Genomic DNA, 26,189 nt, shown 5'->3' on the forward strand with positions numbered 1-26,189 from the left:
CCCGCGGTCATCTGCATCGACCGCAGGACCTCGTCGGACATCGGGACGCCTCTCATACCTTGATCGCCACGATCCGGTCGTCGCCCGCACGCGGGGAGCCGCGCCCGTCGCGGTTGGACGTCGCCACCCACAGCGTGCCGTCCGGCGCCGCGACGACCGTGCGGATGCGCCCGTAGCGCCCGCTCAGCAGCTTCGTCGGCTTGCCCGCGGACGCGCCGTCGAGCGGGATCTTCCACACGCACTCGCCCTGCAGCGCGGCCACGTACAGCGTGCGGCCGATGATCGCGGCGCCGCTCGGCGAGGCCTCCGACGTCGCCCAGGTCACCTTCGGGTTGGTGAACTTCCCCCCGGACGTGGAGCCGGTGCCCTCGACCTCCGGCCAGCCGTAGTTGCGGCCGCGCCGGATCAGGTTGACCTCGTCGCGCGTGTTCTGGCCGAACTCGCTCGCCCACAGCCGGCCGGACCGGTCCCAGGCGAGGCCCTGGACGTTGCGGTGCCCGAGCGACCACACGTGCACGCCGCCGCCGTCCGGGTCCATCCGCAGGATCTTCCCGTTGCGCGACTTCGGCTGCTGGGCCAGCGACGTGTCCCCCGCGTCGCCGACGCCCGCGTAGAGCTTGCCGTCCGGCCCGAACGCGATCCGCCCGCCGTTGTGGATGGACGCGCTGCGGAGCCCCCTCAGCACGACCCGCGCCTTGCCGCCGAGCTTGAACCGCACGATCCGGTTGTCACCGGACGTCGACGTCAGGTACGCGTACACGAGCCCGTCGGACCCGTACGACGGCGAGACCGCGAGCCCGAGCAGCCCGCCCTCACCCGCGTTGCGCGCCACCCCGGGCACGGTCATGACCCGCTCGGGATCGCCGCCGTCGGCCGGGATGCGCAGGATGCGCGCCGTGGTGCGCTCGGCGACGAGCGCGTCGCCGTTCGGCAGGAACGCGATCCCCCACGGCACCTCGAGACCGGTCGCCACGACCCGGCGCGCCGGCACGGCCTTCGGGGTCGGCGAAGGCCCGGGCGTCTCGTTCGGCGTGGCGGTCGCCGGGGCGGTCGTGGCCTTCGGCGCGGCCGCCTGCTCGGGCGCCGGCTCGTCGGAGGAAGACCCACATCCGACGAGGGCTGCCGTGCAGAGCAGGGCCGCGAGCGGTCTCACACCGGGCGCGGGTGGTGCCCTGGGAGCTTGACCACGGTGACGAAGAACTCGTCGATCTGGCGCACCACTTCGATGAAGCGGTTGAAGTCCACGGGCTTGGTCACGTAGGCGTTGGCGTGCAGGTCGTAGGAGCGCAGGATGTCCTCCTCCGCCTTCGACGTGGTCAGCACGACCACGGGGATGGACCGTAGCGCCGAGTCGGACTTGATCTCGGCCAGCACCTCGCGCCCGTCCTTGCGCGGCAGGTTGAGGTCCAGCAGCACCAGGTCCGGGCGGCCGTTCGCCGGGTCCTTGAGGTACTCCATCGCCTCCACGCCGTCGCCGACGATCTTGAGGCTGTTGCGCACCTTGTTGTGCTCGAACGCCTCCTCGATGAGCACGACGTCACCCGGGTCGTCCTCGACCAGGAGCACGCTGATCGGTTGGCTGTCGTCGTCGGTCATCGACTCTCCGTGTCTGCGGCTTCGGCGGGCAACGTGAAGTAGAAGGTAGAGCCCGTGCCAGTCGTACTACCCGTGTCGAGCCACATCTTGCCTCCGTGGTACTCGACGACCTTGCGGCACATGGCCAGCCCGATGCCCGTCCCCTCGTACTGGGAGCGCGGGTGCAGGCGCTGGAAGATGACGAAGATCCGCTCCGCGTACTCGGCGTCGATGCCGATCCCGTTGTCGGCGACGCGGAACCGCCAGTCGGCCCCGTCGCGCTCCGCGGAGAGGTCCACGCGCGGCGCCGCCTCCGAGCGGAACTTGATCGCGTTGCCGATCAGGTTCTGGAACACGAGCCGCAGCAGCGAGGCGTCCCCGTGCACGACCGGCAGCTCGCCGTCGACCACGACCTCCGCGCCGCTCTCCTCGATCGCGCGCGACAGGTCCGCCCGCACGCGCTCGACCAGCTGCCCGGTGTCGACCTCGGTGTGCGGCTGCTCCATCCGGCCGACGCGCGAGAACGCGAGCAGGTCGTTGATGAGGTCCTGCATGCGCTGCGCGCCGTCGACGGCGAAGCCGATGTACTGGTCCGCGCGCGCGTCGAGCTGCCCGCCGTAGCGCTGCTGGAGCAGCTGGCAGAACGAGGCGACCTTGCGCAGCGGCTCCTGCAGGTCGTGCGAGGCGACGTAGGCGAACTGCTCGAGCTCCTGGTTCGAGCGCCGCAGGTCGGCCTCGGCCGTCTGCAGCGCTGCCAGCTCGGCGACGATCCGCGCGCGCATCGACTCCACGTCCTCGGCGAGCTCGACCACCTCGGCGGCGCCGTCGCTGTGCACGGGCCGGTTGAAGTCGCCGCGGGCCACGTCGCGCACGCGCGCCGCCAGCCCCTGCAGCGGGAACACCATCTGCTTGCGCAGCGTGCGGGCGACGAGCGCCAGGCTCAGCAGGATCACGACGCCGGTGAAGATCACCCAGAACTGCACGATCCGGGCGTTGTCGCGCAGGGCCGTGCGCGCCTTGGCACGGGCCGGCGTCAACTGCGCGGTCAACTCGCGGACGGTCGCGCGGAAGCGGTCGAACTGCGCCTTGCCCGCCTCCACCTGGGCGATGCTGCGCGGGCCGCCCGGGTTCGAGCTGGCCTGCGCGATCGTCTGGTCGGCGAAGTTCAGCTCCCAGTCGCGCGCGGCGCTCGCCACGGCGTCGATGTTGCGCCGGTACGGCTGCACGCTGTCGAAGCGCAGGCTGCCCTCGAGCCGCTGCAGCGCGTCGTCGGCGCGGCGGCGCCCGTCGCGGTAGGGGTCCAGGAACGACTCCTTCCCCGACAGCACGAAGCCTCGCACGCCGGTCTCCTGGTCGAGCATCGCGATCGACAGGTCCTGCGCCGCCAGGTTGGCCGGGCCGAGCTCGTCGATGATGTCGGCACGCGCGGCGCTCAGGTTGTTGAGCGCCCAGACGCTGCGGACGGTGCCGACGATCGCGATGAAGACCAGGAACGCGACGCCGCGCGCGAAGTACTGGCCGGCCCGCAGCCGCTTACCACGGCGACGTGGCCACTTCACTGCTTGCGCACCAGGAACGCGGCGACGTCGTCGAGCAGCGGGCCGCCGTTGAGCTCCTCGGCGCGCTCCACGAGCGCGGCGACCAGGCTCGGCGAGCCCTTGTCGACCTCGCCGCGGACCATGGCTTCGAGCCCTTCGCCCCCGAGCCGCCCGGCACCGATGCCGATGCGCCCCTCGATCAGGCCGTCCGTGTAGAGCAGCAGGGACCAGCGCTCGGGCAGCTGGTGCTCGTGCGCGGTCCAGTGGAAGTCGTCGACGACGCCGAGCGGCGGCTCGCCCTGCGCAGGTTCGAGGCCCTTGATCTCCGCGTCGGTGATCAGCAGCGGCGGCGGGTGGCCGGCCAGCTGGATCTTCACGCTGCGCTTGTCCGGCGCGATCGTGACCATGCAGAGCGTCGTGAACATCCACGTGTGGTGGCGCTCGTGGCCGTGCATGACCTGCAGCGTCGGCAGCAGCTCCTCCGCCGTGCGCCCGCCGATGACCAGCGTACGCCAGGCGATCCGCAGCGAGACGCCGAGCGCCGCCGCGTCCGGCCCGTGCCCGCTGACGTCCGCGATCACGGCGTGGACGGTGCCGTCCTCGGTCTGGACCGCGTCGTAGAAGTCACCGCCGAGGAGCGCGCGGCGCCGGCCCGGCCGGTAGTGCGCGCTGAGCAGGAGTGCCTCGTCGTGGACCAGCGGGGCGGGCAGCAGGCCGCGCTCGAGGCGGGCGTTCTCCTCGGCGTGCAGGCGCGCGACCTCGAGCTCGCGCCGCGCCTCGTCGGCCCGCAGGCGCTCGACCGCGTAGTGGACGGCGCGCGTGAGGCCCTGCCCGTCGATCTGGCCCTTGACGAGGTAGTCCTGCGCGCCGGCGCCGACGGCTTCCATCCCGCGCCGCTCGTCGTCCAGACCGGTGAGGACGAGCACGGCCATGTCCGCGCGGTCGGCCTTCAGGCGGTGCAGGCCGGACAGGCCCTGCGCGTCCGGGAGGTCCAGGTCCAGCAGGACGCAGTCGATCTCGGCCAGGTCCTCGCGGCGCGCCTCGGCGAGCGTCTGCGCGCGCACGATCTCCATGTACGCGCCACTGATGTTGAAGAGCTCCTCGACGAGCAGCGCGTCGCCGTCGTCGTCCTCGACGAGCAGCAGGCGGATGGGACCAGAGCTCGCCGCGGTGTCACGCGGCGCTCGGTTGACGGTCTCGGGAGGAATCAAGAAATCGGTGAGGTCGGGCCCGGAGGCCGACCCACTCTACCCGGCGGTTCGAAGCGTAATCCCCAGTTGCGCGGCCGCCAGGCCGAGCGCGAGGCTGCCGACGATGTTCAGCGCCGCCGCGGGCTTGGAGAGCCGTTCGGTCTCCAGCATCCAGGTCGAGAAGGTCGTGTACGCGCCCGCGAACCCCGTACCGAGCACGAGGTTCTCACCGATCAGGCCGAGCACGAAGGCGCCGCTGACGTTGACCGCCAACGTGCCGAACGGGACCGGCAGCCGACTCGACAGCAGGAAGCGCGAGACCGCCCCCAGACCGCCGGCGAGCGCGAGCAGGAGCACGGTCACACGCGCCTCCCGAGCGTCACCGCGGCGTAGCCGAGCACGACTGATGCCACGGCGTAGGCGATCGCCTCACCGAGTGCCAGGTCCTCGAGCAGCTCCACCTGCATCGTGGAGAACGTCGTGAACGCGCCGCAGAACCCGGTGCCGAGGAAGCGGGGCGAGCGCGTGACGACCGCCCCGAGGATGAACGCCCCGAGCACGTTGACCAGCAGCGTGTGCCACGGCACCGGCAGCAGCTCGTTGACGCCCGCGCGGGCGAGCGCGCCCAGGCACCCGCCCGCGAAGACCGCGAGCACCTCGGCCCGCGGCGGCGTGGAACGGGTGGTGGCGCCGCTCAGGACAGGGCGGGCAGGCCGTCGATGGACACGCGGTTGTGCTTGGCCTCGTAGGCGCGCATGGCGCCGGGGCCTTCCACGCGGATGCGCTTGGCGGTCGAGAGGTCGCTGTGCGGGCGCTCGCCCTCGTAGGCCAGCAGCGGCACGCCGTAGCCGCACGAGTCGGCGATCCGCTCCACGTGCACGACGATGATCGCGCGGCGCGCCTCCGCGGCCTCGGGCTCGTGGAAGCCGAGCGCCAGCAGCTCGTCGAACCGCGGGTCGTCCGGCAGGACCACCTCGCCGCGACCGTGCAGGCGCAGGATCCGCGGCGGGCCCTGGAACGCGCACAGCATCACGACGACGCGGCCGTTGTCACGGATGTGCGCGATCGTCTCCGCGCCGCTGCCGACGATGTCCAGGTAGGCCACCGTGTGCTCGTCGAGGACCCGCAGGGACCCGATCGGCCCCTTCGGCGAGACGTTGATGTGCCCGTCGGTCGCCGTCGGGGCGGTGCCGACGAAGAACATCGACTGCTTGTCGATCCACTTGCGCTGGTGGTCGTCGATGCTCTCGTAGATCCGCCCCATGGCGGGTGAGTCTAGATCGCGTGGTTGGCGTGGATCACGTTGTCGGGGTCCATCCGCTCCTTGACCGCGCGCAGGCGCGCCCAGGCGTCGGTCGGGAACGTCTCGGAGAGATCCACCCGGTCCTCGGCGAAATTCAGGTAGTGCCCGCGGTTCGTCCACGGGGCGAGCGCGGCCTTGATCTCGAATATCCGCTGCCGCTTGGCCGCGGCCATCTCCGCGTCGAGCACGAGGCCGCCCATGAACAGGACGAAGGCGGCGTCCACGCCGGCGGCGGCGCCGTGGCCCGGGGTCGCACGCCGCAGGGCGCCGCCGCACTGGCGCAGCTCGACCACGTCGAGCGGGCTGCCCGAGCCCGGGCCGGCAAGCGTCACCAGCTCGGCGATCGCCTCCACGGGCAGGGACTCGACCAGCGCGGTGTCGGCGGTCATCGGCATCGGGTCCTCGGGGTCCTGGTGCAGGCGGGCGAGCGCCGGCGCGGGGACCATCGCGAACGTGTCGATCTCCGGGCCGAGCGCCCGCAGCGGCGCGAGCGTCGCCGGGTCGCCCTGGACGGCGCCGTCGATCATCACGACGTTGCGGCCGCGCAGGAACTCGGGCAGCGCCTCGATCGGCGGCAGCTGCATGAGCCGCAGGGACGTGGTGACGTCGTCCGGGGCGGTCCGCGCCCAGTCGGCGTAGGCGGTCAGGACGCGCTCGGCCTGGCTCCAGTCCCAGAGCATGAAGCCCGCGTAGATCTCCCGCAGCGGGTAGAGCCGGAACTCGAGCGCGGTCACGATCCCGAAGTTGCCGCCGCCGCCCCGCAGCGCCCAGAAGAGCTCCGGATCGTGCTGCGCGTCCGTGCGCACGTGCTCCCCATCGGCCGTGACGAGCTCGATCGCGGTGACGCTGTTGGCCTGCAGCCCGTGGCTGCGCGCGAGCCAACCCATGCCGCCGCCGAGCGAGTACCCGGTGACGCTGACGGTCGGCGAGGACCCGTGCAGCGCGATCAGCCCGTGCGGCGCCGCCGCGTCGACCACGTCCTCCCACAGCGCGCCCGCCTCCGTGCGGGCGATCCGGCCGGCCGCGTCGATCTCGACGCCGCGCATCCCGCTCGTCTTGACGAGGACGGTGCCGCTCAGGTCCCCGAGCGGGCCGGCGTTGTGGCCGGTCGCCTGCCCGGCGACACGCAGTCCCTGCGCCCTCGCGGCGGCGACGACCTCGGCCACCTCCGTCGCGTCGGCGGGATAGGCGACGGCGGCGGGCCGCTGGTCGAGCGCCAGGTTGAAGCCGGAACGGGCCGCGTCGTAGCCGTCGTCCCCGGGGAGTGCGACAGCGCCGCCGCAGAGATCGCGGAGCGCGGGGACGGGATCGATCATCGTCATGCCGGCACCGTCGCCCGCGCGGGTTGCCGCGGCCTTGCCGCGAGGTTGCCCGCCCCTTGCTTCGCGCTACGTCTCGAGCGCGTGCGCGAGCTCGCGCGTCGACGTCGCGCCCAGCTTGCGCAGTGCGCTGCCCAGCTTGATCTGGATGATGCGCGGCGTCACGAACAGTTCCTGGGCGATCTCGCGCTCGGCCCGGCCCGCGGCGGCCAGCGCCGCGACGCGCCGCTCGGTCGCGGTCAGCGCCGACACGCCGCGGGCGACCGCCGCCGCCGGCTCCACGCCGACCGCGAGCAGCTCCTTGCGGATCTCCGCCAGCAGCCGCTCGGCGCCGCACACCTCGGCCAGCTCGTGCGCGCGGGTCAGCGGCTCGCGGGCGTAGTCGGGCCGGCCGGCGCGACGGCGCAGGACGCCCAACGCCGCCAGGGACTTCGCCAGCTCGAGCCGCGACGACCCGCGGCCGACGATCTCCACCGCCTCCTCCAGCCGTTCCAGACCCTCGGGGCCTTCGAGCAGGCCCAGCACGCGCAGGGAGCGCGCGACGGTGCCGGGCGCGCCCCAGTCGCGTGCCCGGTCGAGCTCCTCGGCGGCGAGCGCCACGGCCTTCTTGTTCATGCCCAGCGCGTCCAGCGCCACGGCGCGCAGGCCGCTCCAGCGGGCCGCGGCGGGGTTGTGGTAGTGGCGGAAGCGGTCCGCGTACTCCTCGCTGGCCTCGATCGCCTCCTCGTAGGAGCCTTCGGCCACCAGCAGCTCCAGGCGGGCGTTGCACCAGTAGCGGGCGCCGTCGGAGCGGGGCGAGCGCTCACGGGCACGCAGCAGCGCGGTACGCGCCTCCGGGAGGTTGCCGCGCTCGGTCAGGCACCAGGAGAGGTGAGCCGCGTTCCATTGCAGCGTGTCCGGGCCGTAGCCCCAGGACTCGGCCTGGTCGAAGGACGCGCGCAGCTCCTCCTCGGCGTCGAGCAGGTCGCCGCGCCAGAAGAGCGTGAAGCCGCGCCACAGGTACATGCCGGTGACGGCGAACAGGGAGCCGCGGCGGTGCGCGTCGACCATGCCCAGGTCGAACAGCTGCAAGGCCTCGTCGCGGTCGCCGACGATCAGCGGCAGCAGCGCGGCGAGCGTCAGCAGGTTCGGGTCGCGTGCCTGCAGCTCGCCGCCGGCCAGTGCCCGGAACGCCTGCGGGACGACCTCGTCGATGTGCCCGCCGGCCTGCGTCCACTCCAGCGCGGCGACCGCACCCGCGAGCTTCTCGCCCAGCGTCCGCAACGGCTTGCCGCGCCACTCGCGGATCGGGTGCATCTCGTCCGGGTCCATCGCCCCGAACGGCACGCCCATCAACGCGAAAGCGCGCAGGCCGAGCGCCTCGTCGGCGAACTCCGGCGGCAGCGCGGCGGCGGCCTCCAAGGCGACGCGCGAGCCTTCCGCGGGCGAGCTGGTGAACAGCAGCGCGCGGCCGAGCGCGTTGGCGGCGCGGACGCGCAGGTTCAGGTCCGTCAGCCCGTCGTAGGCCTCGCGCAGGTGCAACGCGCTGTCGGGGCCGCGGACGAGCGCCTCGGCCTCCCCCAGGTCCAGCAGCAGCCGCGGACGGTCCTCGGCGGCCGGCGGCTCCTCGAGCGCGCGCTGCAGGTAGCCGACGCAGCTGTCCACCGCGCCGCGCGCCATGGCGGCGTTGCCGGCGTCGTGCAGCAGCCGGGAGACCTGCGCGTCACCGCGTCCGGGCGTGAGCATCAGCTGGCCCGCGACCTGGTCCAGGCTCGCGCCGCGCTCGCGCAGCACGGCGGCGGCGCGGGCGTGCAGCAGCTCGCGCTCACCGAGTGGCAGGCCGGTGTAGACCGCGTCCCGCACCAGCGGGTGGACGAAGCCGGGCGGCGGCTCCGGGCGCAGGATCTCCGCGCGCGCCAGCGCCGCCATCGCGCCCGCGACCTGCGCCTCATCCAGGCCGCAGATGCCCGCGACGGCCGGCAGGTCGGCGCTCTCGCCCAGGACGGCGACCGCACGCGCGACGCTCGCCGCCTCACCCGGCAGTCGCGCGAGCCGCAGCAGCACGGAGCTCGACACGGCGCGCGAGCCGATCGCACGCACGACGTCGGCGTGCGCGGCGTCGGGTTTGACCTGATCGGTCTCCAGCGCGTTCAGCAGCTGGCGGACGAGCAGCGGGTTGCCGCCGGTGGTGCCGTGGCAGGCCTGGCGGAACGCGTCGTCGGGCTCCGCGCCGAGCCGCTTGGCGACCAGCTCGCCGACGGCCTCCTCCGAGAGCGGGCCGGGGCGCACGTGGGCGGTCGCGGGGTCGTTGGCGATCTCGGCCAGCAGCGCAGCGTCCGTCGGCGCGTCGCCGGTCCGGACGCTCGCGGTGACGAGCACCGGCTGGCCCTCCAGCCGCCGCACGAGGTAGGCGAGGAAGCGCAGGCTCGGGCGGTCGCACCAGTGCAGGTCGTCGACCTCGAGCAGCAGCGGGTGCTCGGCCGCGAGGTTCAACGTGAGCCAGTACAGGCCGTGCAGCGCGGCGAAGCTCGCGTCGCCGGCCGGGACGCCGTTCTCCGGCGAGGCGAACACGACGCCCGCCGCGGCCGCCGCGCCGGTGAGCACCGACGGGTCGGTGACCACGCCTTCGAACAGCTGGCGCACCACGCCGAACGGGAACTCGCGCTCGAGCTCGCCTGCCCGCGCGTTGAGCACGGTGGCGCCTTCGCCGGTCGCGCGGCGGCGGAACTCGGCCAGGAGCCGCGACTTGCCGATGCCCGGCGGTCCCTCGATCAGCACCGCGCGACCCTCTCCGAGGGTCGCCTCGGCGAGCAGGTTGTCCAGCACGTGGACCTCGCGGTCGCGTTCCACGAGCGTCGACGAGCGCGGGACCGGCTTCGGCCGCGCCGGCTCGGCGGCGGCCGGCTCGTCACGCAGCAGCTGCTGGTGGAGCGCGACCAGCGACGCGCCCGGCGAGCTGCCGAGCTCCTCGCGCAGCAGCACGCGGATGTCCTCGTAGACGCGCAACGCCTCGTTGACGTTCCCGCGTGCCTTGAGCACCTCCATCAGCACGCCCCGCGCCGACTCGCGGAAGGGCTGGCTCTGCACCGCGGCCCGCGCGGCCTGCTCGGCCTCGGGCAGCGCCGCACCGCCGAGCTGCGCGCCCGCGCGGGCCATCGCCTCCAGCGCCTCCACGCGCAGGTCGGCCAGCTCGGAGCGCTTCGTGTCGATCCACGGCGCCTCCAGGCCGGGCAGCAGGCCACGGTCGGCGATCTCGACGGCCTCGCGCGCGGCGTCCCACGCCTGGTCTGGGCCGGAGACGCGCGCCTCGCGCACGCACGCGTGGGCGATCTCCCAGTCGATCCACGTGTCCTCGGGGAGCACGAGCTGCAGCTCCGAGCGGCCCTCGAGCACCCCCGGGCCGAGTGCCTTGCGCAGGCGGCTGAGCGGCGGCGCGAGCAGCGACTCGTAGGCGGGCGGGGTGCCCTTGCCCGACCAGAGCGCCTCCGCCAGCTCGTCGCGGCGAACCGGCCGGTCGCGGTTGAGCGCGAGGTACGCGAGCAGCAGCCGCCCTTGGCGTCCGCGCAGGGACTCTTCGAGCCTCCGTCCCTGGAGCTCCACGATCAGTCGACCGCATAGCTGGATGCGGGTCGAGTCCCTCACGACCACGCGATGAATCTAACGAGCGCGAAGGTCGGATGCAGCTTTCTGATCCCTTCTGGACGAAGGATGGGTAGCGCTGCAGATATGAGCGAGCGCAAGGATTTGACGACGCGTCAAGGCCACCCGGTCTACGACAACCAGAACCTGCGAACGGTCGGACCGCGGGGCCCGGCGACGCTGGAGAACTACCACTTCCTCGAGAAGATGAGCCACTTCGACCGGGAGCGCATCCCGGAGCGGGTGGTCCACGCGCGCGGGGCGACGGCGTTCGGGCACTTCGAGGCCACGGGCAAGGTCGGGGACGAGCCGATCGCCAAGTACACGCGGGCCAAGCTCTTCCAGGAAGCGGGCAAGCGGACCGACGTCGCGCTGCGCTTCTCCACGGTGGCCGGTGGACGCGATTCCTCCGAGGCGGTTCGCGACCCGCGCGGCTTCGCGCTGAAGTTCTACACCGAGGACGGCAACTGGGACCTCGTCGGCAACAACCTCGGCGTGTTCTTCATCCGCGACGCGATCAAGTTCCCGGACTTCATCCACTCCCAGAAGCCGGACCCCGTCACGTTCGAGCGCCAGGTACCCAACCGGGTCTTCGACTTCATCTCGCAGTCGCCCGAGGCCATGCACATGGTCATGCTCGTGTTCTCGCCGCGCGGCACGCCTGCGTCCTACCGGACCATGCAGGGCTTCGGCGTGAACACCTACAAGTGGGTCAACGCGGCCGGCGAGACCGTGCTCGTCAAGTACCACTGGCACCCGAAGCAGGGCGTGAAGTCGTGGGCGGGCAGCGACCTCGCCACCGTCCAGGGGCAGGAGCTCGGCGTCCACACCAAGGACCTCTACGACGCGATCCTCGCCGGCGACCACCCCGAGTGGGACCTCTACGTCCAGATCATGGAGGACCACGACCATCCGGAGCTCGACTGGGACCCGCTCGACGACACGAAGACGTGGCCCGAGAACGACTTCCCGCTGCGTCATGTCGGCACGATGCAGCTCAACCGCATCCCCGGGAACTTCTTCGCCGAGTCCGAGCAGATCGCGTTCGGCACCGGCGTGCTCGTCGACGGGCTGGACTTCTCCGACGACAAGATGCTCGTCGGCCGCACGTTCTCCTACTCGGACACGCAGCGCTACCGGGTCGGCACGAACTACCTGCAGCTGCCCGTGAACGCGCCCCAGACGCGCGTCGCCACGAACCTGCGCGACGGCGAGATGGCCTACTACGTGGACGAGGCCGGCGACAACCCGTCGGTGAACTACGAGCCGTCGGTCACCGGCGGTCTCGAGGAGGCCGAGAAGCCGAGCCACGTCGAGCAGGGGCCGATGATCGAGGGCCGGATCGGCCGCGGGCGGATCCCGCGGACCAACGACTACAAGCAGGCCGGCGAGCGCTTCCAGCTCTCCGAGCAGTGGGAGAAGGACGACCTCGTCGCCAACCTCTCCGACGCGCTCAACCAGTGCGACCGCCACATCCAGGAGCGGATGCTCTGGCACCTCTACATGGTCGACGACGAGCTCGGCGCCCGGGTCGGCGAGGGCATCGGCATCGGGCTCGACGAGGTCAAGTCGCTCGAGCCGCTGGCGACGCAGACGCTCAACGACGAGGAGCGCGAGCGCCTCGCGAACCTGGGTCAGAACGGCCCGCGCGACGTCAGCGGCGTCGAGATGACCCACTGCGTGCCCAACGAGCGCGTCGAGGTCACCGAGTCGCCGGTCGGCGCGTAGAGCGCCCGCCGCGGGCGCGGAAGCTGCCGTGCCCGCGGCGTAAGCGGACATTTCGGCCCGTTAGCGCAAGTCTGGACGCTTGTTGGCGTTTGCGCTTTGTGTCCAACGGCCATCCCACGTAAAGCCGACATGTCCCCATTGCTGACAGCCCGCCCATCCGTTTCCGTCACGCTGCGGTTGCTGGCCGCCGTGGCCGTCACCGCGGTGGTGGCGGCGTTCGTCCCGCTCGCCGGCGGCGACCGCGAGTCCAGCGCCGCGATCCCGGCCTGCCTGGCCGTGGCGATCGTCTGCGCCGCGCTCTGCAGCCACCTGCTGTGGGCGTCCTCCAACGCGCTGGGCGACCGCTGCCTGCGCTGGCTCGCGATCGGCACCACCATCGCGTTCGTCGGGTTGATCACGACGCTGATGGCGCTCCCGAGCGTCTTCGCGGGCGGCGGGCCGGTCGACAGCGGCGCGGACTCCGCGGCCGCGCGCTACCTCGTCTGGCACGTCTTCCTGATCGCCGGCGCCGCGCTCGCGCTGTCGAGCGTGCGCGCGACGACCCGCAACCTGTCCATCTTCGGCGGCCTGGGTGCCCTCCTCCTCGCCTGGGCCGCCGTCGCTTCCTCCCCGTTCGGCGATCTCGCCAACGGGGACGGGTTCTCCCCCACGATGCGTGCGCTGGTCGGGCTCATCGTGCTGGCGCAAGCCGGCGTCGCCGTCCTCTGGTGGCGGCGCGCCGGCGGCGCCATGACGTGGGGTGACATGTGCGTGCTCGCGCTGATGGGCCTCAGCGCGCTGGACGCCTTCGCCTACATGTGGGCGTTCGGCCTGTTCGCCGGCTCCTGGTGGGCGTCATTGGCGCTGCGCGCCGGCCAGTTCGCGATCCCGTCGGTGGGTCTGCTGATCGGCTTCATCGCCGTGGCCGAGAAGCTGCGCGAGTTCGAGGACGAGCTCACCGCGAACCTCGTCGCCGAGCGTGAGCGCGCCCGTGAGCACGAGGAGCGCGTCACGCTCGACGTCCAGCGCCGCGAGCGCATCCAGGCGCGGATGCAGCGGATGATCGACGGCGTCGGCCTCGACGTGGCGTTCCAGCCGATCGTCGACCTCGCGTCCGGCCGTGTCGTCGGCGCCGAGGCGCTCGCCCGCTTCAAGGACGCCGACGGCAACGCGATCCCCACCGAACGCTGCTTCCTCGACGCGCACGCGGTCGACATGGGCGTCGACCTCGAGCTGGCCGTGATCAAGCTCGCCTTGCATTGCCACGAGGCGCGTCTGCCCGAGGGCCGCTACCTCGCGCTCAACGTCTCCCCCGCCGTGCTCGAGCAGGACGAGCTCGCCTTCGCGATCGCCCGCCACAAGAGCGACCGCCCGCTCGTCGTCGAGATCACCGAGCACCAGCCGGTCGAGGACTACGTCGCCCTGGGCGCCCAGCTCGACCGCCTGCGCGTGCTCGGCGTGCGCGTCGCCGTCGACGACGTCGGCTCCGGCTTCGCCTCCTTCCGCCACGTCACGCGCGTGAACCCAAACATCCTCAAGCTCGACCGCACGCTCGTCTGCGGCATCGACGACGACCCGGTCCGCCAGTCGCTCGCCGCCGCGATCGTCGCCTTCGCCAAGGACGTCGGCGCGACCGTCGTCTCGGAGGGCATCGAGAACGAGAACGAGCTCTGCTGCCTGAAGAGCTTGGCGGTCGGCTGCGGCCAGGGCTTCTACCTCGCGCGGCCGAACCTCGGCACGGTCGACGCCGAGGTGCCGCAGCTCGCCGCGGTCAGCTGAGGCTCAGCCGCGCGCCACGGTGGTGCGTACGACCGCGCAGAGGCGTCCTTCGCCGTCCGCGACGTCCGTCTCCCACACCGCCGTGGTGCGTCCCGAGTGCCGTCGGCGGGCCACCACGGCCATGGTCCCGGATACGACCGGCCGCAGGAACGACGTCTGGCTCGTCACCACCCGGCCGTCGCCCGCCGTGAGCGCGTCGGCGATCACCGCGTACACGCCGCCGTGGACCAGCCCGAGCGGTTGCTTCAAGCCGTCGGTGACGGGCACGCGGGCACGCACCTCGCCCTCCGTGGAGGACTCGATTTCCAGGTCGATCAGCGCAGATCCGCTCATGGCTTCACTAGGCTAGGGCGCCGATGCCGGCAAGCCGCGCCACCGCGTTCGACAGGCTGGCGCCCGACCAGCGCGCGGCCGTGGAGCTCGTCCTCCGCCAGGGACGGTCCTACGGCGAGCTGTCCGACCTGCTCGGGATGCCTGAGGAGACGATCCGCACCCGCGCCCGCGGCGGCTTGGCCGCGCTCGCACCGGACCTGCCGGCCCCGACGCGGTCGGGCGAGATCGCCGACTGGCTGCTCGGGCAGCAGTCCGAGGCGCACGCCAAGCGCACCCGCGAGCTCCTCCTGAGCGACCCCACCGCCCACGCCTGGGCGGCGACCGTGGCCGCCCCGCTGCGCGAGGCCGCCGGCGGCGAGGCCGTGCCGGCCCTGCCCACGAGCCCGGACGCGGAGCCCGCGCGCGTGAACGGCAAGGCGAAGCGCGGCAAGCCCGCGCCGGCTGACGACTCCCTGCGCGCAGGCGCCGGCCACGACGCGGCCGCGCGCGCGATCCCGGACTTCGGGTTCGACGACGACCCGCCGGCCCCGGCCGGCCGCGACCACGCGGCGCAGGCGCGGCCCGCCCACCGCGCGGCCGAGCCGGCCGACCGCGACGACGACGCGCGCCCGCGCCGCGCGGACGACGAGCGCGGCTCCTCGTCGCGGCTCGGCGGCGCGCTGCTGATCGGCGCCGCGGTCGTGGTCGTCGCGGTCGTCATCGCGTTCGTCCTCCTGCGCGGCGACGACGAGCCGGAGACCGCGTCCACCGGCTCCGACGTGCCCACCCAGACGGCGACGCCGGCCACGACGGCCGTCGGCACCGCGCAGTTCGCGCTGCGCGGCCCGGCCGGGTCGAGCGCGATCGCGCTCGGGCAGCTGTTCCGCGCCGGCGACGACACGGTGCGCTTCGCGATCGCGGGCCAGGGCATCGAGCCGAACGCCGACGGCGAGCGGTACTCGATCTGGCTCACGCGCAAGTCGGGCAAGCCGCTGCTGCTCGGCGACGTCAACGCGCCGGTCGGCAGGGACGGCCAGCTGACCGCGGCCGGCCCGGGCAACGACGACACCGACGCGTTCGTCCAGTGGCTGCAGACCTACGACAGCATGGCCATCACGCTCGACGCCAAGGGCGCCAAGGAGCCGGGCAAGGTCATCGTCACCGGCCCGCTCCCCACTGCCGCGGCCGGCGGCTAGTCCAGGAGCAGCTTGCCGGGGTTCATGACCCCGGCCGGGTCGCAGCGCGTCTTCACCGCGCGCAGCAGCTCCAGCCCCAGCTCGCCGACCTCGTCGCCGAGGTAGGGCGCGTGGTCACGGCCGACCGCGTGGTGGTGCGTGATCGTCCCGCCCGCCGCGACGATCGCGCGCGAGGCGGCGGCCTTGAAGGCGCCCCACTGCGCGACCGGGTCGTCGGACTGCGCGCCCAGCACCGTGAAGTACAGCGACGCGCCGGTCGGGTACAGGTGCGAGATGTGGCAGCCGACGTGCAGCCCCGGAAGCGCGGCCAGCACCGCACGGTAGAGCCGTTCCAGGTTGCTCCACGTCGTCGCCGTCTCGATCGTCTCGACGAGCACGCCGCGGTCCATCAGGTCGTCGCGCAGGTGCGGGCCGGCGAAGCGGGACTTCTCCCACGCGTGCCCCGGCGACGGCCCCAGCGGCAGCGCGCCCCCGCGGACGAGCTTGCGCGCCGCGCTGGCCCGTCCCGTCGCGCCCTGCCAGCCGCACACGAGCAGGCAGCGTCCGCCCAGCAGCCGCCGCCCGACCGTGCCGGTGCCGGCCAGCGCCAGCGACGTCCGCGTCTCCTCCTCGTCGGAGAGCCGCGCGATGTCGGGCGCGATCCCGTCCTGCTCGAGCGTTCGCAGCAGCTCGGCGCCGGCGAGGAACGACTCCACCGACCACGCGTCGTAGGACGCCTCCACCCGCCGCCGCACGCGCAGCGCCACGGAGGTGATCACGCCCAGCGTCCCCTCGGACCCGAGGACCAGCTCCCGCAGCGAGGGCCCGGCGGCCGAGGCCGGGGCGTCCAGCGTCGACAGGGCTCCCGAGGGCGCCACGCACGCGACGCCGACGACCTGCTCGTCGATCCGTCCGTGCCCGGTGGACGTCTGCCCGGCCGAGCGCGTCGCCGCGCACCCGCCGACGGTCGCCCACTCGTACGACTGCGGCACGTGGCTGAGCATCAGCCCTTGCGCGCGGAGCGCCGCGTCCGCCTCCGGCAGCCGGATTCCCGGCTCGAAGACCGCGATCAGCGACCACGGGTCGATCGAGACGACCTTGTCCAGCCGCCCCAGGTCCAGCGACACGAGCGCCGCGCAGCGCCCGCGCTCCCCCGCGAGCCCGCCGACCACGCTCGTCCCGCCCCCGAACGGCACGACGGCCACGCCGTACTCCGAGCACGCGTGCAGCACGGCGGCCACCGCCCGGGCGTCCCGCGGGATGACGACCACGTCCGGCGCGGACGCGAAGTCACCCGCCCGCGAGGCGAGCAGGTCCAGGTAGGACTTGCCGCGCGAGCGCAGCACACGGGCCTCGACGTCGTCGCGCACCTCGGCGACGGCCTCCATCCGCTCACGCAGCCCGGCGGGCAGTGCGGGCGCGGGCAGCGCGATCGCGTCGAGCTCGACCGGCCGGGAGACGACCTCACCCGAGACGCCGAGCTCGGACCGCAGGATCTCACCCGCGTGCTCGGGCAGCGACGGCCCGGCCCCGGGCTCGCCCCAGCCCCAGAAGACCTGCTCGCGCCTCACTCGCCCGAATACGCGATGAGCGTCTGCACGTCGATCCCGTCGAGCTTGGAGCGCCCCTCCAGGAACGCCAGCTCGACCAGGAAGCCGAACCCGGCGACGACGGCACCGCGCCCCTGCACCAGGTCCACCAGCGCGCGGGCCGTGCCGCCCGTGGCCAGCAGGTCGTCGTGGAGCAGCACCCGCGCGCCGCCTTCCAGCGCGTCCGCGTGCATCTCCAGCGCGTCCACGCCGTACTCGAGGATGTACTCGGCCGAGACGGTCTCGCCCGGCAGCTTCCCGGGCTTGCGGGCCGGCACGAAGCCGACGCCGAGCTCCCGCGCCAGCGCGCCGCCGAGGATGAACCCGCGCGCCTCCGCGGCCACCACGAGATCGACCTCCAGCGGCCGTGCCCACGCCGCCAGCGCCTGCACGGCCGCGTCCAACGCGGCCGGGTCCAGCAGCAGCGGCGTGATGTCCTTGAAGACGATCCCGGGCTTCGGGAAGTCGGGGATGTCGCGGATGTACGCGTCCAGGTTCATCCGGCGATCCGCCGCAGATCCCGGATCAGTAGCAGGTGCTTCAGGTGCGACGCGACCGCCGCGAGGTTCTCGAGCGCGTCCATCGCCTCGCGACGACGGTCCGGGTTGCGCGAGCGCAGGGCCGGGGCGAGGATCTGGTTCAGCAGCGCCGCCTCGCGCTCGGCCGAGGACTTGAAGACGCGCAGGTTGCGCCCGGCCACGCCGTACGCGGCCAGCTCGCGCACCGCGCGGATGATCTCGCGGTCGGTCTCGTCGTAGTAGCGCGTGTTGCCCCGCAGCTCGCCCTTGATGATCCCGAAGTCCTCGAGCTCCTGGACGAGCCGCGCCTCGGCGCCCGTGTCCTCGACGACGTCCTCGAGCGAGTACGTCGACCCGCCCGGACGCACCGACACCGACATCCGGCGCGGGGAGCCACCGCTGGGGCGGGGAGCCGCGCCGTCGGTCGCCGCGGGCGCCGTCGAGGCGTCCTCGACCGTCCGTCCCGAGGCCAGCTCCTGCCGGATCACGGCCAGCGGCATGTACTCGTCGCGCTGGAGGCGCAGGATCGTCCGCAGCCGCGCCACGTCGGAGGGCGAGTAGAGCCGGTAGCCGCCTGGCGTGCGCCGCGGCGTGACCAGCTTCTGGTCCTCGAGGTAGCGGATCTTGGAGATCGAGATGTCCGGGAACTCCTGCTGGAGCCCCTTGCACACCGCACCGATGGTCAGGGACTTGGCCTGACGCGGAGGATCCTTCGGTTGTTCGCTCGCGAGGGCGGCGTCGTCGGTCACAGCCACACTCAGCGCGCGAGGTAGGTGAGCTTGTACTTGCCGACCTGCAGCTCGTCGCCGTCCTCGAGCTTGTGCGACTCGATCCGCCGACGGTTGACGTAGGTGCCGTTCAGCGAGCCGGAGTCGTCCAGGAACCACGCACCGGACCGCCGCACGAGCACGGCGTGGTCGCGCGAGACGGTGACGTCGTCGAGGAAGATCGCGGCGTCGGGCGAGCGGCCGATGACCAGCCGGTCGCCCTCGAGCGGGAACGACTGGCCGACCCGGCCGCCGCCGGAGCGTATGACGAGTGCGCCTGTGGCCGCCGCGACATCACCGACGTCGACCGGCTTCAACTCGCCGGTCTTGTCGTCGATCATGTACGTCGCGGTGGTCGCGTCCTTGTCCCGCGTCTCCTCGCGCGTACCGACGTACGCGCCGCAACGCGGGCAGTAGTTCGCTCCCTCCGTGACGACGAACCCACACTCTGGGCAGTGACGGGCCAAGCTGGCCGGGCCTCCCCGTGCGGCTTAGATCGTGTCGTCGCCGGCGCCCGAAGCGCGACCGGCGAGAATGTCGGTCAGGCGCTGGACGTCGGCACCGGAGATGACTTCCTCGCCACCCTCATGCTTCTTGCGGAGGCGATTCACCAGCTCGGCGCGCAAGATGTCGATCTTGCCGTGCAGGATGCGACGGCGATAGGACACCTCCTGCTCCTCGTCAGTGAGCTGCTGGATGAGGTCCTTGAGCTCCTGGTCGGAGAGTGAACCGAGATCGGGGAAGGTGTCCATCTGTGAGCGAGTCCTCTCCTCTGGGCGACGAGACGGAAGGGGAAGCATAGCGTTCGTAAGGCTCAAGTAGAGCCTTGGCCTCGCGCCATGCGCAGACCATCACGAACGTACTGCACAGTCGAGCCGAGTACCAGCACCAACCCGACGTAAAGGCACGCTAGCGCGAGCCAGTCGACATTGCACAACGCGAAGAACAGCGCGCTGAACACCGGCCAGACGCCCCACCGGCCGAGCCAGTTGATCTTCAGCTCGACCTTCCGGTGCATCGCGTAGCGCGCCAGGCCCAGCATGAACAGCTCGCGCAGGGCCAGGACGAGCAGCGCCCAGCGCGGGAGCAGCTCGAAGTGCCAGCACACGATCACGCCGGCGAAGATCAGGAGCCGGTCCACGAGCGGGTCCAGCAGCGCGCCCATGCGCGAGTACTGGCCGGTCACGCGCGCCGCGATGCCGTCCAGGTAGTCGCTCCAGGCGATCACGGCGAACAGGACCGCGGGCAGCGCGTCCGTCCCGGACTCCGACTGCAACGCGAGCACCAGGAACACCGGCACCATGAGCAGCCGGATGTAGCCGATCGCGTTCGGGATCGTCCAGGGGCGCAGCGGCGCGTCGGAGAGCGTCTCCGGCGGCGGCGGGCCCGAGCGATCGAGCCCGGACAGCCGCCGGAACGTCAGCTTGGCTCGTTCTACGGGAGTGTCTTCCACAGGTCGTACGCGGCCTGAGCCGCCCCCTCGAGCGGGACGGAGCGCGTCTCGCGCCCGCGCCGGACCTGCGCTTCGACCTCGCCGGCCTCGATCGTACGCCTGCCGATCGTCAGCCGCAGCGGGCAGCCGAGCAGCTCCGCGTCCGCGAACTTCGCGCCGGGGCCACCGTCGCGGTCGTCGTAGACCACGTCCAGCCCGACCGCACGCAGCTCCTCGTAGAGCTTCTCGGCGAGCGCGTGCTCGTCGGTGCCGGCCTTGCCGAGCCCGACCAGGTGCACGTCGAACGGCGCCAGCGCGCGCGGCCACGAGATGCCCTTCTCGTCGGCGAACTGCTCGACCGCGGCGGCGCAGATGCGCGCGGGGCCGATGCCGTACGAGCCCATCCAGACCGGCTTGGAGGTGCCGTCCTCGTCCAGGAAGGTCGCGCCCAGCGGCACCGAGTAGCGCGTGCCGAGCTTGAAGATGTTGCCGATCTCGATCGCGGGCTCGATCCGGATCTCGTGGCCGTCGACCGTGTCGCCCGCCTCGACCGTGCGCACGTCCACCTCGGTGAACGTGAAGTCACGCTTCGGGTTGACGCCGCGGACGTGCTTGTCGGCCTCGTTCGCGCCGGCGATGTAGGAGTCGCCGTCCAGCGCGGAGTCGAGCAGGATCGGGACCTCGACGCCCAGCGGCCCGATGTAGCCGGCGGGGCCGATCTTGTCCGCGAACTCCGCCTCGTGCGCGGGGCGGAACGGAGCGCCGAGCGCGTTGCCGAGCTTGATCTCGTTGACCCGGTGGTCGCCGCGGACGAGCACGAGCCGGAGCTCGCCGGAGCCAACGATGATCGGGAACGCCTTGATCAGCGCGCCCGCGGGCACGCCGGCCAGCTTCGACACGGCCTCGATCGTCGTCGCGCCGGGGGTCTCGAACACCTCGGGGGCGTCCAGTGAGGCCGGCAGCTCGACGGGCTTGGGAGTCGCGGACGCGACCTCCACGTTGGCCGCGTAGCCGGGCGCGAGCGCGACGTCGTTCTCGCCCGCGGGGCACGGCGCCATGTACTCGTGCGCGCCGGTGCCGCCCATCATGCCGACGTCCGAGTCCACCCGGTACCACTCGAGCCCGCAGCGGTCGAAGATCTTGTCGTAGGCCTCGCGGTGCTTCTCGTAGCCGACGTCCAGGCCCGCCGCGTCGCGGTCGAACGTGTACGAGTCCTTCATGATGAACTCGCGGGTGCGGAGCACGCCGGCGCGGGGGCGCGGCTCGTCGCGCTCCTTGACCTGGAAGTGGTAGAGGATCTGCGGCAGGTCGCGGTAGGAGCGCACGACCTGCGCCACGTGCGTGGTGACGATCTCCTCGTGCGTCATCGCCAGCACCATGTCGGCGCCGCGCCGGTCCTTGAGGCGGAACAGCTCGCCGCCGATCGCGTCGTAGCGGCCCGACTTCTGCCAGATCTCGGCCGGGTTGAGGACCGGCATGAGCATCTCCTGGGCGCCGATCGCGTCCAGCTCCTCACGGATGATCTGCACGGCCTTCTGGTGCGCCCGGTAGCCCGCCGGGAGCCAGCTCCACAGGCCGGCGCCGACCTGCCGGATGAGTCCGGCGCGGACGAGCAGCTTGTGCGAGAGCGCCTCCGCATCGGCGGGCGGCTGCTTCTCGGTGGGAAGGAAGTACTGGCTCAGTCGGGTCATAGCGAGGCCCGAAGCCTAGTGCCCGGGGGTTACGGACCGGGCTGCGGTGATAGAACGCAGGAACCGACGCAGAGTTCGAACCCGCCGGGAGGCACATCCCACATGGCTTACGAAGTTCCCGCGCTGCCGTACGCGTACGACGCGCTCGAGCCGCACATCGACGAGGCGACGATGAAGGTGCATCACGACAAGCACCATCAGGCCTACGTCGACAAGGTCAACGCCGCGCTGGAAGGCACGGAGTTCGACGGCAAGCCGATCGAGGAGGTCCTCAAGAACCTCGACGCGCTGCCCGCCGACAAGCAGGCCGCCGTGCGCAACAACGGTGGCGGTCACTACAACCACGCGCTGTTCTGGGAGTGGCTGTCGCCCGACGGCGGCGGCGAGCCCGACGGCGAGCTGGGCGAGGCGATCAACGCCGCCTTCGGCTCGTTCGACGAGTTCAAGGCCAAGTTCAAGGACGCGGGCGTCACGCAGTTCGGCTCCGGCTGGGCGTGGCTCGTGTACGACGGCTCCGGCCTCGCGGTCACCAAGACCCCGAACCAGGACACGCCGCTCTCGGCCGGCCAGACGCCGCTGCTGGGCGCGGACGTCTGGGAGCACGCCTACTACCTCAAGTACCAGAACAAGCGCCCGGACTACCTGGACGCCTTCTGGAACGTGGTCAACTGGAGCAAGGTCGCGGAGCTCTACGCCGCCGCCAAGTAGTCGGCGAGCCGGGCTAGCCGGCTCCGCCGGTTGGCTCGGTCGCTTCAGAATCGCTTCGCGAATTCTGGTTAAGGGCGGTTAGTTTCCGCCCATTCCGCAACTCCCGTCCGGGCGGGGCGTTGGAATGTTCTCGATGACTGAGACTCGCCGACGCCGCGCCCGGCGGCTGTTCGCCGTGGCCGCAGTGTGCACCGCTGCCCTCCCCACGGCCCCCGCTTTGGCCGCCCCCGACCAGCTGTCCCTCATCGAGGATGAGAAGCTGATGCTCGAGTCGGGCCCCGAGGTCCAGGCTCAGGCCCTGGACGAGGCCAAGGCCCTCGGCGCCGACCTCATCCGCGCCAACGTGATCTGGGCCCGCGTTGCTCCTTCCTCGAACTCGACGAAGAAGCCCAAAGGCTTCAACGGGAAGAAGCCCGAGTCCTACGGCGGCAACTTCGCGATGCTCGACTCGTTCGTCGCCGGTGCCCAGGCGCGCGGCATGCAGGTGCTGCTGACGCCGACCGGCCCGATCCCGGCCTGGGCGTCGCGCTGCAAGGGCTCCGTCGCCGCCCGCAAGGTCTGCAAGCCCGACCCCAAGCTCTTCGGCGACTTCGTCCGCGCGCTCGGCACCAAGTACCCGACCGTCAAGTACTGGTCGATCTGGAACGAGCCGAACCTCGGCTCCTGGCTCAAGCCGCAGTACGAGGTCGTGGGCGGCGTCGCCGTCCAGAAGTCCGCGTCGCTGTACCGCTCGCTCGCGAAGTCGGCGATCTCGTCGCTGCGCGCCACCGGCCACAAGACGACGACCGACCAGATCTGGCTCGGCGAGACCGCGCCGCTCGGCGACGATCCGTCCGGCTGCTCGGCTCAGCGCAAGCTGCGCGCACCCAAGGGCTGCGCGAAGAAGATCACCAAGACCTCGCCGGAGACGTTCCTGCGCGGCGTGTTCTGCCTCTCCAAGTCGGGCGGCTCGCTCGGCGGCGTGGAAGGCAAGGAGCAGGGCTGCAAGGGCTACAAGAAGCTCGCGATCAACGGCTACGCGCACCATCCGTACACGCGCGGCGGTTCGCGGCCGCCGCTGTCGAAGACGAACGCCGGCGAGATCACGATCGGCGTCGCCTCGCGTCTGACCAGGCTGCTCGACCAGGCCGGCAAGCGCAAGCGCATCCCGAGCAAGCTCCCGGTCCACTTCACCGAGCACGGCTGGCAGACCAACCCGCCCGGCGTCAACGACATCTTCGCCGTGACCGACGCGCAGCAGTCCGAGTACATCAACCAGTCGGACTGGATCGCGTACAAGAACAAGCGCGTCAAGACCGTCGCGCAGTACAAGATCGTCGACGACCAGAGCATCGGCGCCGGCTTCCAGATGGGCCTGCGGCTCTTCAACGGTGGCGCGCGCAAGCCGTCCTACGACGCCTACAAGCTGCCGATCTGGGTGTCCAAGAAGGGCTCCAACGTGACCGTCTATGGGCAGGTTCGCCCGTTGGAGCCGGGAGCCGCCGGTACTGTGGACGTGCAGAACGCGCCGGCCGGGTCGTCGGCGTTCAAGACGGTGCAGAGCGTGCCCGTCACGTCCGCGAACGGCATCTTCACCGTGGACCTGCCCGACACGGGCGGCACGTGGCGGCTCAAGTGGGGCGACGTGACGTCGCGCCAGGCGGAGGTAGCGAGCAAGTGAAGCGTTTCGTGATGGCCGCCGCGGCGGCGGCAGCGCTGGCAGCGGCGGGTGCGCCCGCCGCCCACGCGGCGACCTTCGAGGTCGGCATGGAGGACGAGGGCCTGATCCTCTCCAACCAGCACCTCGCGCCCGCGGCGGTCGAGGCGTGGAAGAACTTCGGCGTCGACGTCGTGCGCATCCACGCGCGCTGGTGGGAGATCGCGCCGGCGGACAGCTCCACCACCAAGCCGTCCGGCTTCGACGCCGGCAACCACCTCGACCCGCAGTACGACTGGGCCAAGCTGGACGCCGCGATCGCGATGGTCCGCGCGCAGGGCATCCGCGTGATGCTCACGCTGACGGGCCCCGGCCCGCTGTGGTCGAGCTCGGAGCCGGCCAAGCGCAACCCGCGCTACAAGCCGGAGCCGAAGGAGTTCGCGGACTTCTCGAAGGCCGCGGCCACGCGCTACAAGGCCGACGTGGACCGCTACCTGATCTGGAACGAGCCCAACCAGAAGGGTTGGCTCCAACCGCAGTGGGAGAAGATCAGCGGCAAGTACCAGCCGGTCTCGCCGCACATCTACCGCTCGCTCGTGCGCGCCGCGCAGCCGGTCGTCAAGGCCGCGGATCCCGGCGCGGAGGTCGTGATCGGTGAGCTCGCGCCGGTCGGCAACAAGCCGATCAGCGTCGACACGCCGATGCGTCCGCTGGCGTTCCTGCGCTCGTTCGGCTGCGTCGACGATCGCTACAAGTCGATCAAGACGGGGCGCTGCAAGGGCTTCAAGGCAGCCAAGGGCGACACGCTCGGCTACCACCCGCACCCGCAGAAGTACGCGCCGGACCGCGTGAACCCGGACCAGGACGCCGCCCAGTTCGGCGACCTCAAGCGCCTGTTCACGACGATCGACAAGCTGCGCGCCCGCAAGCGCATCAGCATCTCCAAGACGATCCACCTGACCGAGTTCGGCTACGAGACCTCGCCGCCGGACCCGTCCTCGGGCATCTCGACCACGCTGCAGACCAAGTACCTGCAGCAGGCGTCCTACATCGCCTGGGCGACCAAGCGCGTGCGCGGCCTGTCCTTCTACCAGTGGGACGACGAGCGCGTGCAGAACCTCGGCAGCGGCACGAAGCGGTACTCCGGCTGGCAGACCGGCCTGCGCTTCAACGACGGCCGTCCGAAGCCGGTCCTGTCGATCATGGCCTCGCCGTTCGTGATCGACCAGAAGCCGGGCGCGAAGTCGGGCCTCCTCTGGGGCCAGGTCCGCGCCGAGGCGCAGGGCCAGGTCAAGATCGAGGAGCGCGCGAAGGGCTCGTCGGAGTTCAAGACGCTGACGACGCGCAACACCAGCGCGGACGGCACGTTCTCCTACCGCCGGACGCTCAAGACGGGCGCGTCGTACCGGTACGTGTGGACGCCGAAGCCCTCGCTGCTGGACCCGAACCCGCAGCCGCGGACCTCGGGCATCATCGACCTCTCGAAGAAGGAGAAGAGCCGCTACAAGGCCGCGGCGGCTCTCACCACCACGTCATGAGCATCGAAGCGCGCCAGGACCCCGCGGCCTTCTACACGGCCGGCTACTCGCTGGACGACCATGAGCACCGGCTCAAGATGGGCCGGTGGCGGGCGATCGGCGCGCGCTCGAAGGCGGCTCACGCCTCCGAGCTGTGCTCCCGGGCGGGGCTCACCCCCGCCCGGGTGGTCGAGATCGGCTGCGGCGACGGCGCGCTCCTGAGCGCGCTGTCGGACCGCTGGCCCGCCGCCCGCTTCGACGGCTTCGAGCTGAGCGCGCCCGCGATCGAGATCGCCCGCGGGCGCGACATCGCGCGCGTCGAGCGGCTGGAGGCGTACGACGGCTCCCGGATCCCCGTCGAGGACGGCACGTACGACCTCGCGATCCTCTCCCACGTGCTCGAGCACGTCCCGGACCCCGAGCCCCTGCTGGCCGAGGCGGCCCGCGTGGCCAAGCACGTCCTGGTCGAGGTGCCGCTGGAGAACAACCGCTCCGCGGCCCGCCCGGCCAAGCGCGCGATCTCGGCCTCGATCGGCCACCTCCACGCCTTCGACCGCGCGGCCGTGCGCGCCCTGGCCCGCCGCGCGGGCGTGCGCCCGGTCGCCGAGCTGGCCGACCCGCTCGCCCGCGAGCATCACGCCTTCTTCGCCGACTCCGCCAAGGCCCGCGTGGCCGCGGCCGCCAAGTGGGCTGTGCGCGCCGCGTCGCACCGCGCCCACGCACCGAGCGCGGAGCGGTTCTTCACGGTGCACTACGCGGTGCTGGCCGAAACGGCCTAGAAGCCGGCCGCGAACATGAAGGTGCCTGGCACCTTC

At 72.1% G+C, this 26,189-nt stretch carries 24 protein-coding genes and 1 pseudogene; 7 read left to right on the top strand and 18 right to left on the bottom strand.

All coding sequences use genetic code 11. The features are described 5' to 3' along the window. Positions 1-52: 52 nt before the first annotated feature. The 9 genes from C8N24_RS27890 to C8N24_RS27930 all read right to left on the bottom strand — a co-directional run bounded on the left by C8N24_RS27890 (position 53) and on the right by C8N24_RS27930 (position 10,552). Entirely contained in the window at positions 53-1,153 is a 1,101-nt protein-coding gene (locus C8N24_RS27890) for a PQQ-dependent sugar dehydrogenase (protein WP_170179477.1), read from the bottom strand. Then, positions 1,150-1,596: a response regulator gene (locus tag C8N24_RS27895; protein WP_121256340.1), complete on the bottom strand. Its 447-nt coding sequence runs from the start codon at positions 1,594-1,596 to the stop codon at positions 1,150-1,152. The genes C8N24_RS27890 and C8N24_RS27895 overlap by 4 nt, the downstream gene beginning before the upstream one ends. Beyond that, positions 1,593-3,134, bottom strand: coding sequence for a sensor histidine kinase (locus C8N24_RS27900; RefSeq protein ID WP_211340167.1), 1,542 nt, complete (start codon positions 3,132-3,134; stop codon positions 1,593-1,595). Before C8N24_RS27900 ends, C8N24_RS27895 begins: the two co-directional genes overlap by 4 nt. After that, on the bottom strand, positions 3,131-4,324 hold the full coding sequence (locus C8N24_RS27905; protein ID WP_245971987.1) for a PP2C family protein-serine/threonine phosphatase: 1,194 nt from the start codon (positions 4,322-4,324) through the stop codon (positions 3,131-3,133). Before C8N24_RS27905 ends, C8N24_RS27900 begins: the two co-directional genes overlap by 4 nt. Before the next feature lie 36 nt (positions 4,325-4,360). Further along, on the bottom strand, positions 4,361-4,666 hold the full coding sequence (locus C8N24_RS27910; RefSeq protein ID WP_121256342.1) for a CrcB family protein: 306 nt from the start codon (positions 4,664-4,666) through the stop codon (positions 4,361-4,363). Then, the gene (locus C8N24_RS27915; RefSeq protein ID WP_245971989.1) at positions 4,663-4,959 is read right to left on the bottom strand and encodes a CrcB family protein; all 297 of its coding nucleotides are present in this window, start codon (positions 4,957-4,959) and stop codon (positions 4,663-4,665) included. The genes C8N24_RS27910 and C8N24_RS27915 overlap by 4 nt, the downstream gene beginning before the upstream one ends. A 38-nt stretch (positions 4,960-4,997) precedes the next feature. Then, entirely contained in the window at positions 4,998-5,567 is a 570-nt protein-coding gene (locus tag C8N24_RS27920) for a pyridoxamine 5'-phosphate oxidase family protein (RefSeq protein WP_121256344.1), read from the bottom strand. Between the two features lie 11 nt (positions 5,568-5,578). After that, entirely contained in the window at positions 5,579-6,928 is a 1,350-nt protein-coding gene (locus tag C8N24_RS27925) for an FAD-binding oxidoreductase (RefSeq protein ID WP_121256346.1), read from the bottom strand. A 66-nt stretch (positions 6,929-6,994) separates the two neighbouring features. Beyond that, a complete protein-coding gene (locus C8N24_RS27930) occupies positions 6,995-10,552 on the bottom strand; it encodes an ATP-binding protein (protein ID WP_121256348.1) in 3,558 nt (1,185 codons plus the stop codon). A 78-nt stretch (positions 10,553-10,630) separates the two neighbouring features. Between C8N24_RS27930 and C8N24_RS27935 the strand changes: the two genes are divergently transcribed. Both C8N24_RS27935 and C8N24_RS27940 read left to right on the top strand, forming a co-directional pair. Further along, a complete protein-coding gene (locus tag C8N24_RS27935; protein ID WP_121256350.1) occupies positions 10,631-12,271 on the top strand; it encodes a catalase in 1,641 nt (546 codons plus the stop codon). A gap of 189 nt (positions 12,272-12,460) precedes the next feature. After that, entirely contained in the window at positions 12,461-14,029 is a 1,569-nt protein-coding gene (locus C8N24_RS27940) for an EAL domain-containing protein (protein ID WP_147448020.1), read from the top strand. A gap of 3 nt (positions 14,030-14,032) precedes the next feature. On the opposite strand, the gene C8N24_RS27945 is transcribed toward C8N24_RS27940, so the two are convergent. Further along, positions 14,033-14,362, bottom strand: a complete 330-nt coding sequence (locus C8N24_RS27945) for a hotdog fold thioesterase (RefSeq protein ID WP_121256354.1) — start codon at positions 14,360-14,362, stop codon at positions 14,033-14,035. 23 nt (positions 14,363-14,385) lie between these two features. Here C8N24_RS27945 and C8N24_RS27950 point away from each other — a divergent pair, with 23 nt between their 5' ends. Continuing rightward, positions 14,386-15,537 (top strand): RNA polymerase sigma factor, encoded by a 1,152-nt coding sequence (locus C8N24_RS27950; protein WP_121256356.1) that lies wholly within the window; start codon positions 14,386-14,388, stop codon positions 15,535-15,537. Here the strand turns inward: C8N24_RS27950 and C8N24_RS27955 are convergent. From C8N24_RS27955 to C8N24_RS27985, 8 genes and pseudogenes are all read right to left on the bottom strand, one after another. Further along, on the bottom strand, positions 15,534-17,087 hold the full coding sequence (locus tag C8N24_RS27955; RefSeq protein ID WP_121256358.1) for an FAD-binding oxidoreductase: 1,554 nt from the start codon (positions 17,085-17,087) through the stop codon (positions 15,534-15,536). The two genes, C8N24_RS27950 and C8N24_RS27955, sit on opposite strands and share 4 nt — an antisense overlap. Beyond that, positions 17,084-17,605 carry an adenine phosphoribosyltransferase gene (locus C8N24_RS27960; protein ID WP_121256360.1) on the bottom strand — a complete coding sequence of 174 codons (522 nt, stop codon included), beginning with the start codon at positions 17,603-17,605 and terminating at the stop codon, positions 17,084-17,086. The genes C8N24_RS27955 and C8N24_RS27960 overlap by 4 nt, the downstream gene beginning before the upstream one ends. After that, the gene (gene ftsR / locus C8N24_RS27965) at positions 17,602-18,294 is read right to left on the bottom strand and encodes a transcriptional regulator FtsR (protein ID WP_245971990.1); all 693 of its coding nucleotides are present in this window, start codon (positions 18,292-18,294) and stop codon (positions 17,602-17,604) included. The genes C8N24_RS27960 and ftsR overlap by 4 nt, the downstream gene beginning before the upstream one ends. An 86-nt stretch (positions 18,295-18,380) precedes the next feature. Next, positions 18,381-18,731 (bottom strand): FHA domain-containing protein, encoded by a 351-nt coding sequence (locus tag C8N24_RS27970; RefSeq protein ID WP_245972046.1) that lies wholly within the window; start codon positions 18,729-18,731, stop codon positions 18,381-18,383. A 57-nt stretch (positions 18,732-18,788) separates the two neighbouring features. Continuing rightward, positions 18,789-18,857, bottom strand: a pseudogene (locus C8N24_RS35745) (zinc-ribbon domain-containing protein); the annotation flags it as partial. A 24-nt stretch (positions 18,858-18,881) separates the two neighbouring features. Then, positions 18,882-19,142 (bottom strand): RsiG family protein, encoded by a 261-nt coding sequence (locus C8N24_RS27975; protein WP_121256364.1) that lies wholly within the window; start codon positions 19,140-19,142, stop codon positions 18,882-18,884. Positions 19,143-19,204: 62 nt separating this feature from the next. Beyond that, entirely contained in the window at positions 19,205-19,843 is a 639-nt protein-coding gene (locus C8N24_RS27980) for a CDP-alcohol phosphatidyltransferase family protein (protein ID WP_121256366.1), read from the bottom strand. Continuing rightward, complete coding sequence (locus C8N24_RS27985) at positions 19,825-21,513, bottom strand: proline--tRNA ligase (protein WP_121256368.1); 1,689 nt, start codon at positions 21,511-21,513, stop codon at positions 19,825-19,827. The genes C8N24_RS27980 and C8N24_RS27985 overlap by 19 nt, the downstream gene beginning before the upstream one ends. 102 nt (positions 21,514-21,615) lie before the next feature. Here C8N24_RS27985 and C8N24_RS27990 point away from each other — a divergent pair, with 102 nt between their 5' ends. From C8N24_RS27990 to C8N24_RS28005, 4 genes are all read left to right on the top strand, one after another. Continuing rightward, positions 21,616-22,221, top strand: coding sequence for a superoxide dismutase (locus tag C8N24_RS27990; RefSeq protein ID WP_121256370.1), 606 nt, complete (start codon positions 21,616-21,618; stop codon positions 22,219-22,221). Between the two features lie 133 nt (positions 22,222-22,354). Then, positions 22,355-23,881 carry a cellulase family glycosylhydrolase gene (locus C8N24_RS27995; RefSeq protein WP_170179478.1) on the top strand — a complete coding sequence of 509 codons (1,527 nt, stop codon included), beginning with the start codon at positions 22,355-22,357 and terminating at the stop codon, positions 23,879-23,881. Further along, positions 23,878-25,395, top strand: a complete 1,518-nt coding sequence (locus tag C8N24_RS28000) for a cellulase family glycosylhydrolase (RefSeq protein WP_121256374.1) — start codon at positions 23,878-23,880, stop codon at positions 25,393-25,395. Before C8N24_RS27995 ends, C8N24_RS28000 begins: the two co-directional genes overlap by 4 nt. Next, entirely contained in the window at positions 25,392-26,153 is a 762-nt protein-coding gene (locus C8N24_RS28005; protein WP_121256376.1) for a class I SAM-dependent methyltransferase, read from the top strand. Before C8N24_RS28000 ends, C8N24_RS28005 begins: the two co-directional genes overlap by 4 nt. Positions 26,154-26,189: the final 36 nt, after the last annotated feature.

Source organism: Solirubrobacter pauli (genome assembly GCF_003633755.1).
Classification (GTDB): domain Bacteria; phylum Actinomycetota; class Thermoleophilia; order Solirubrobacterales; family Solirubrobacteraceae; genus Solirubrobacter; species Solirubrobacter pauli.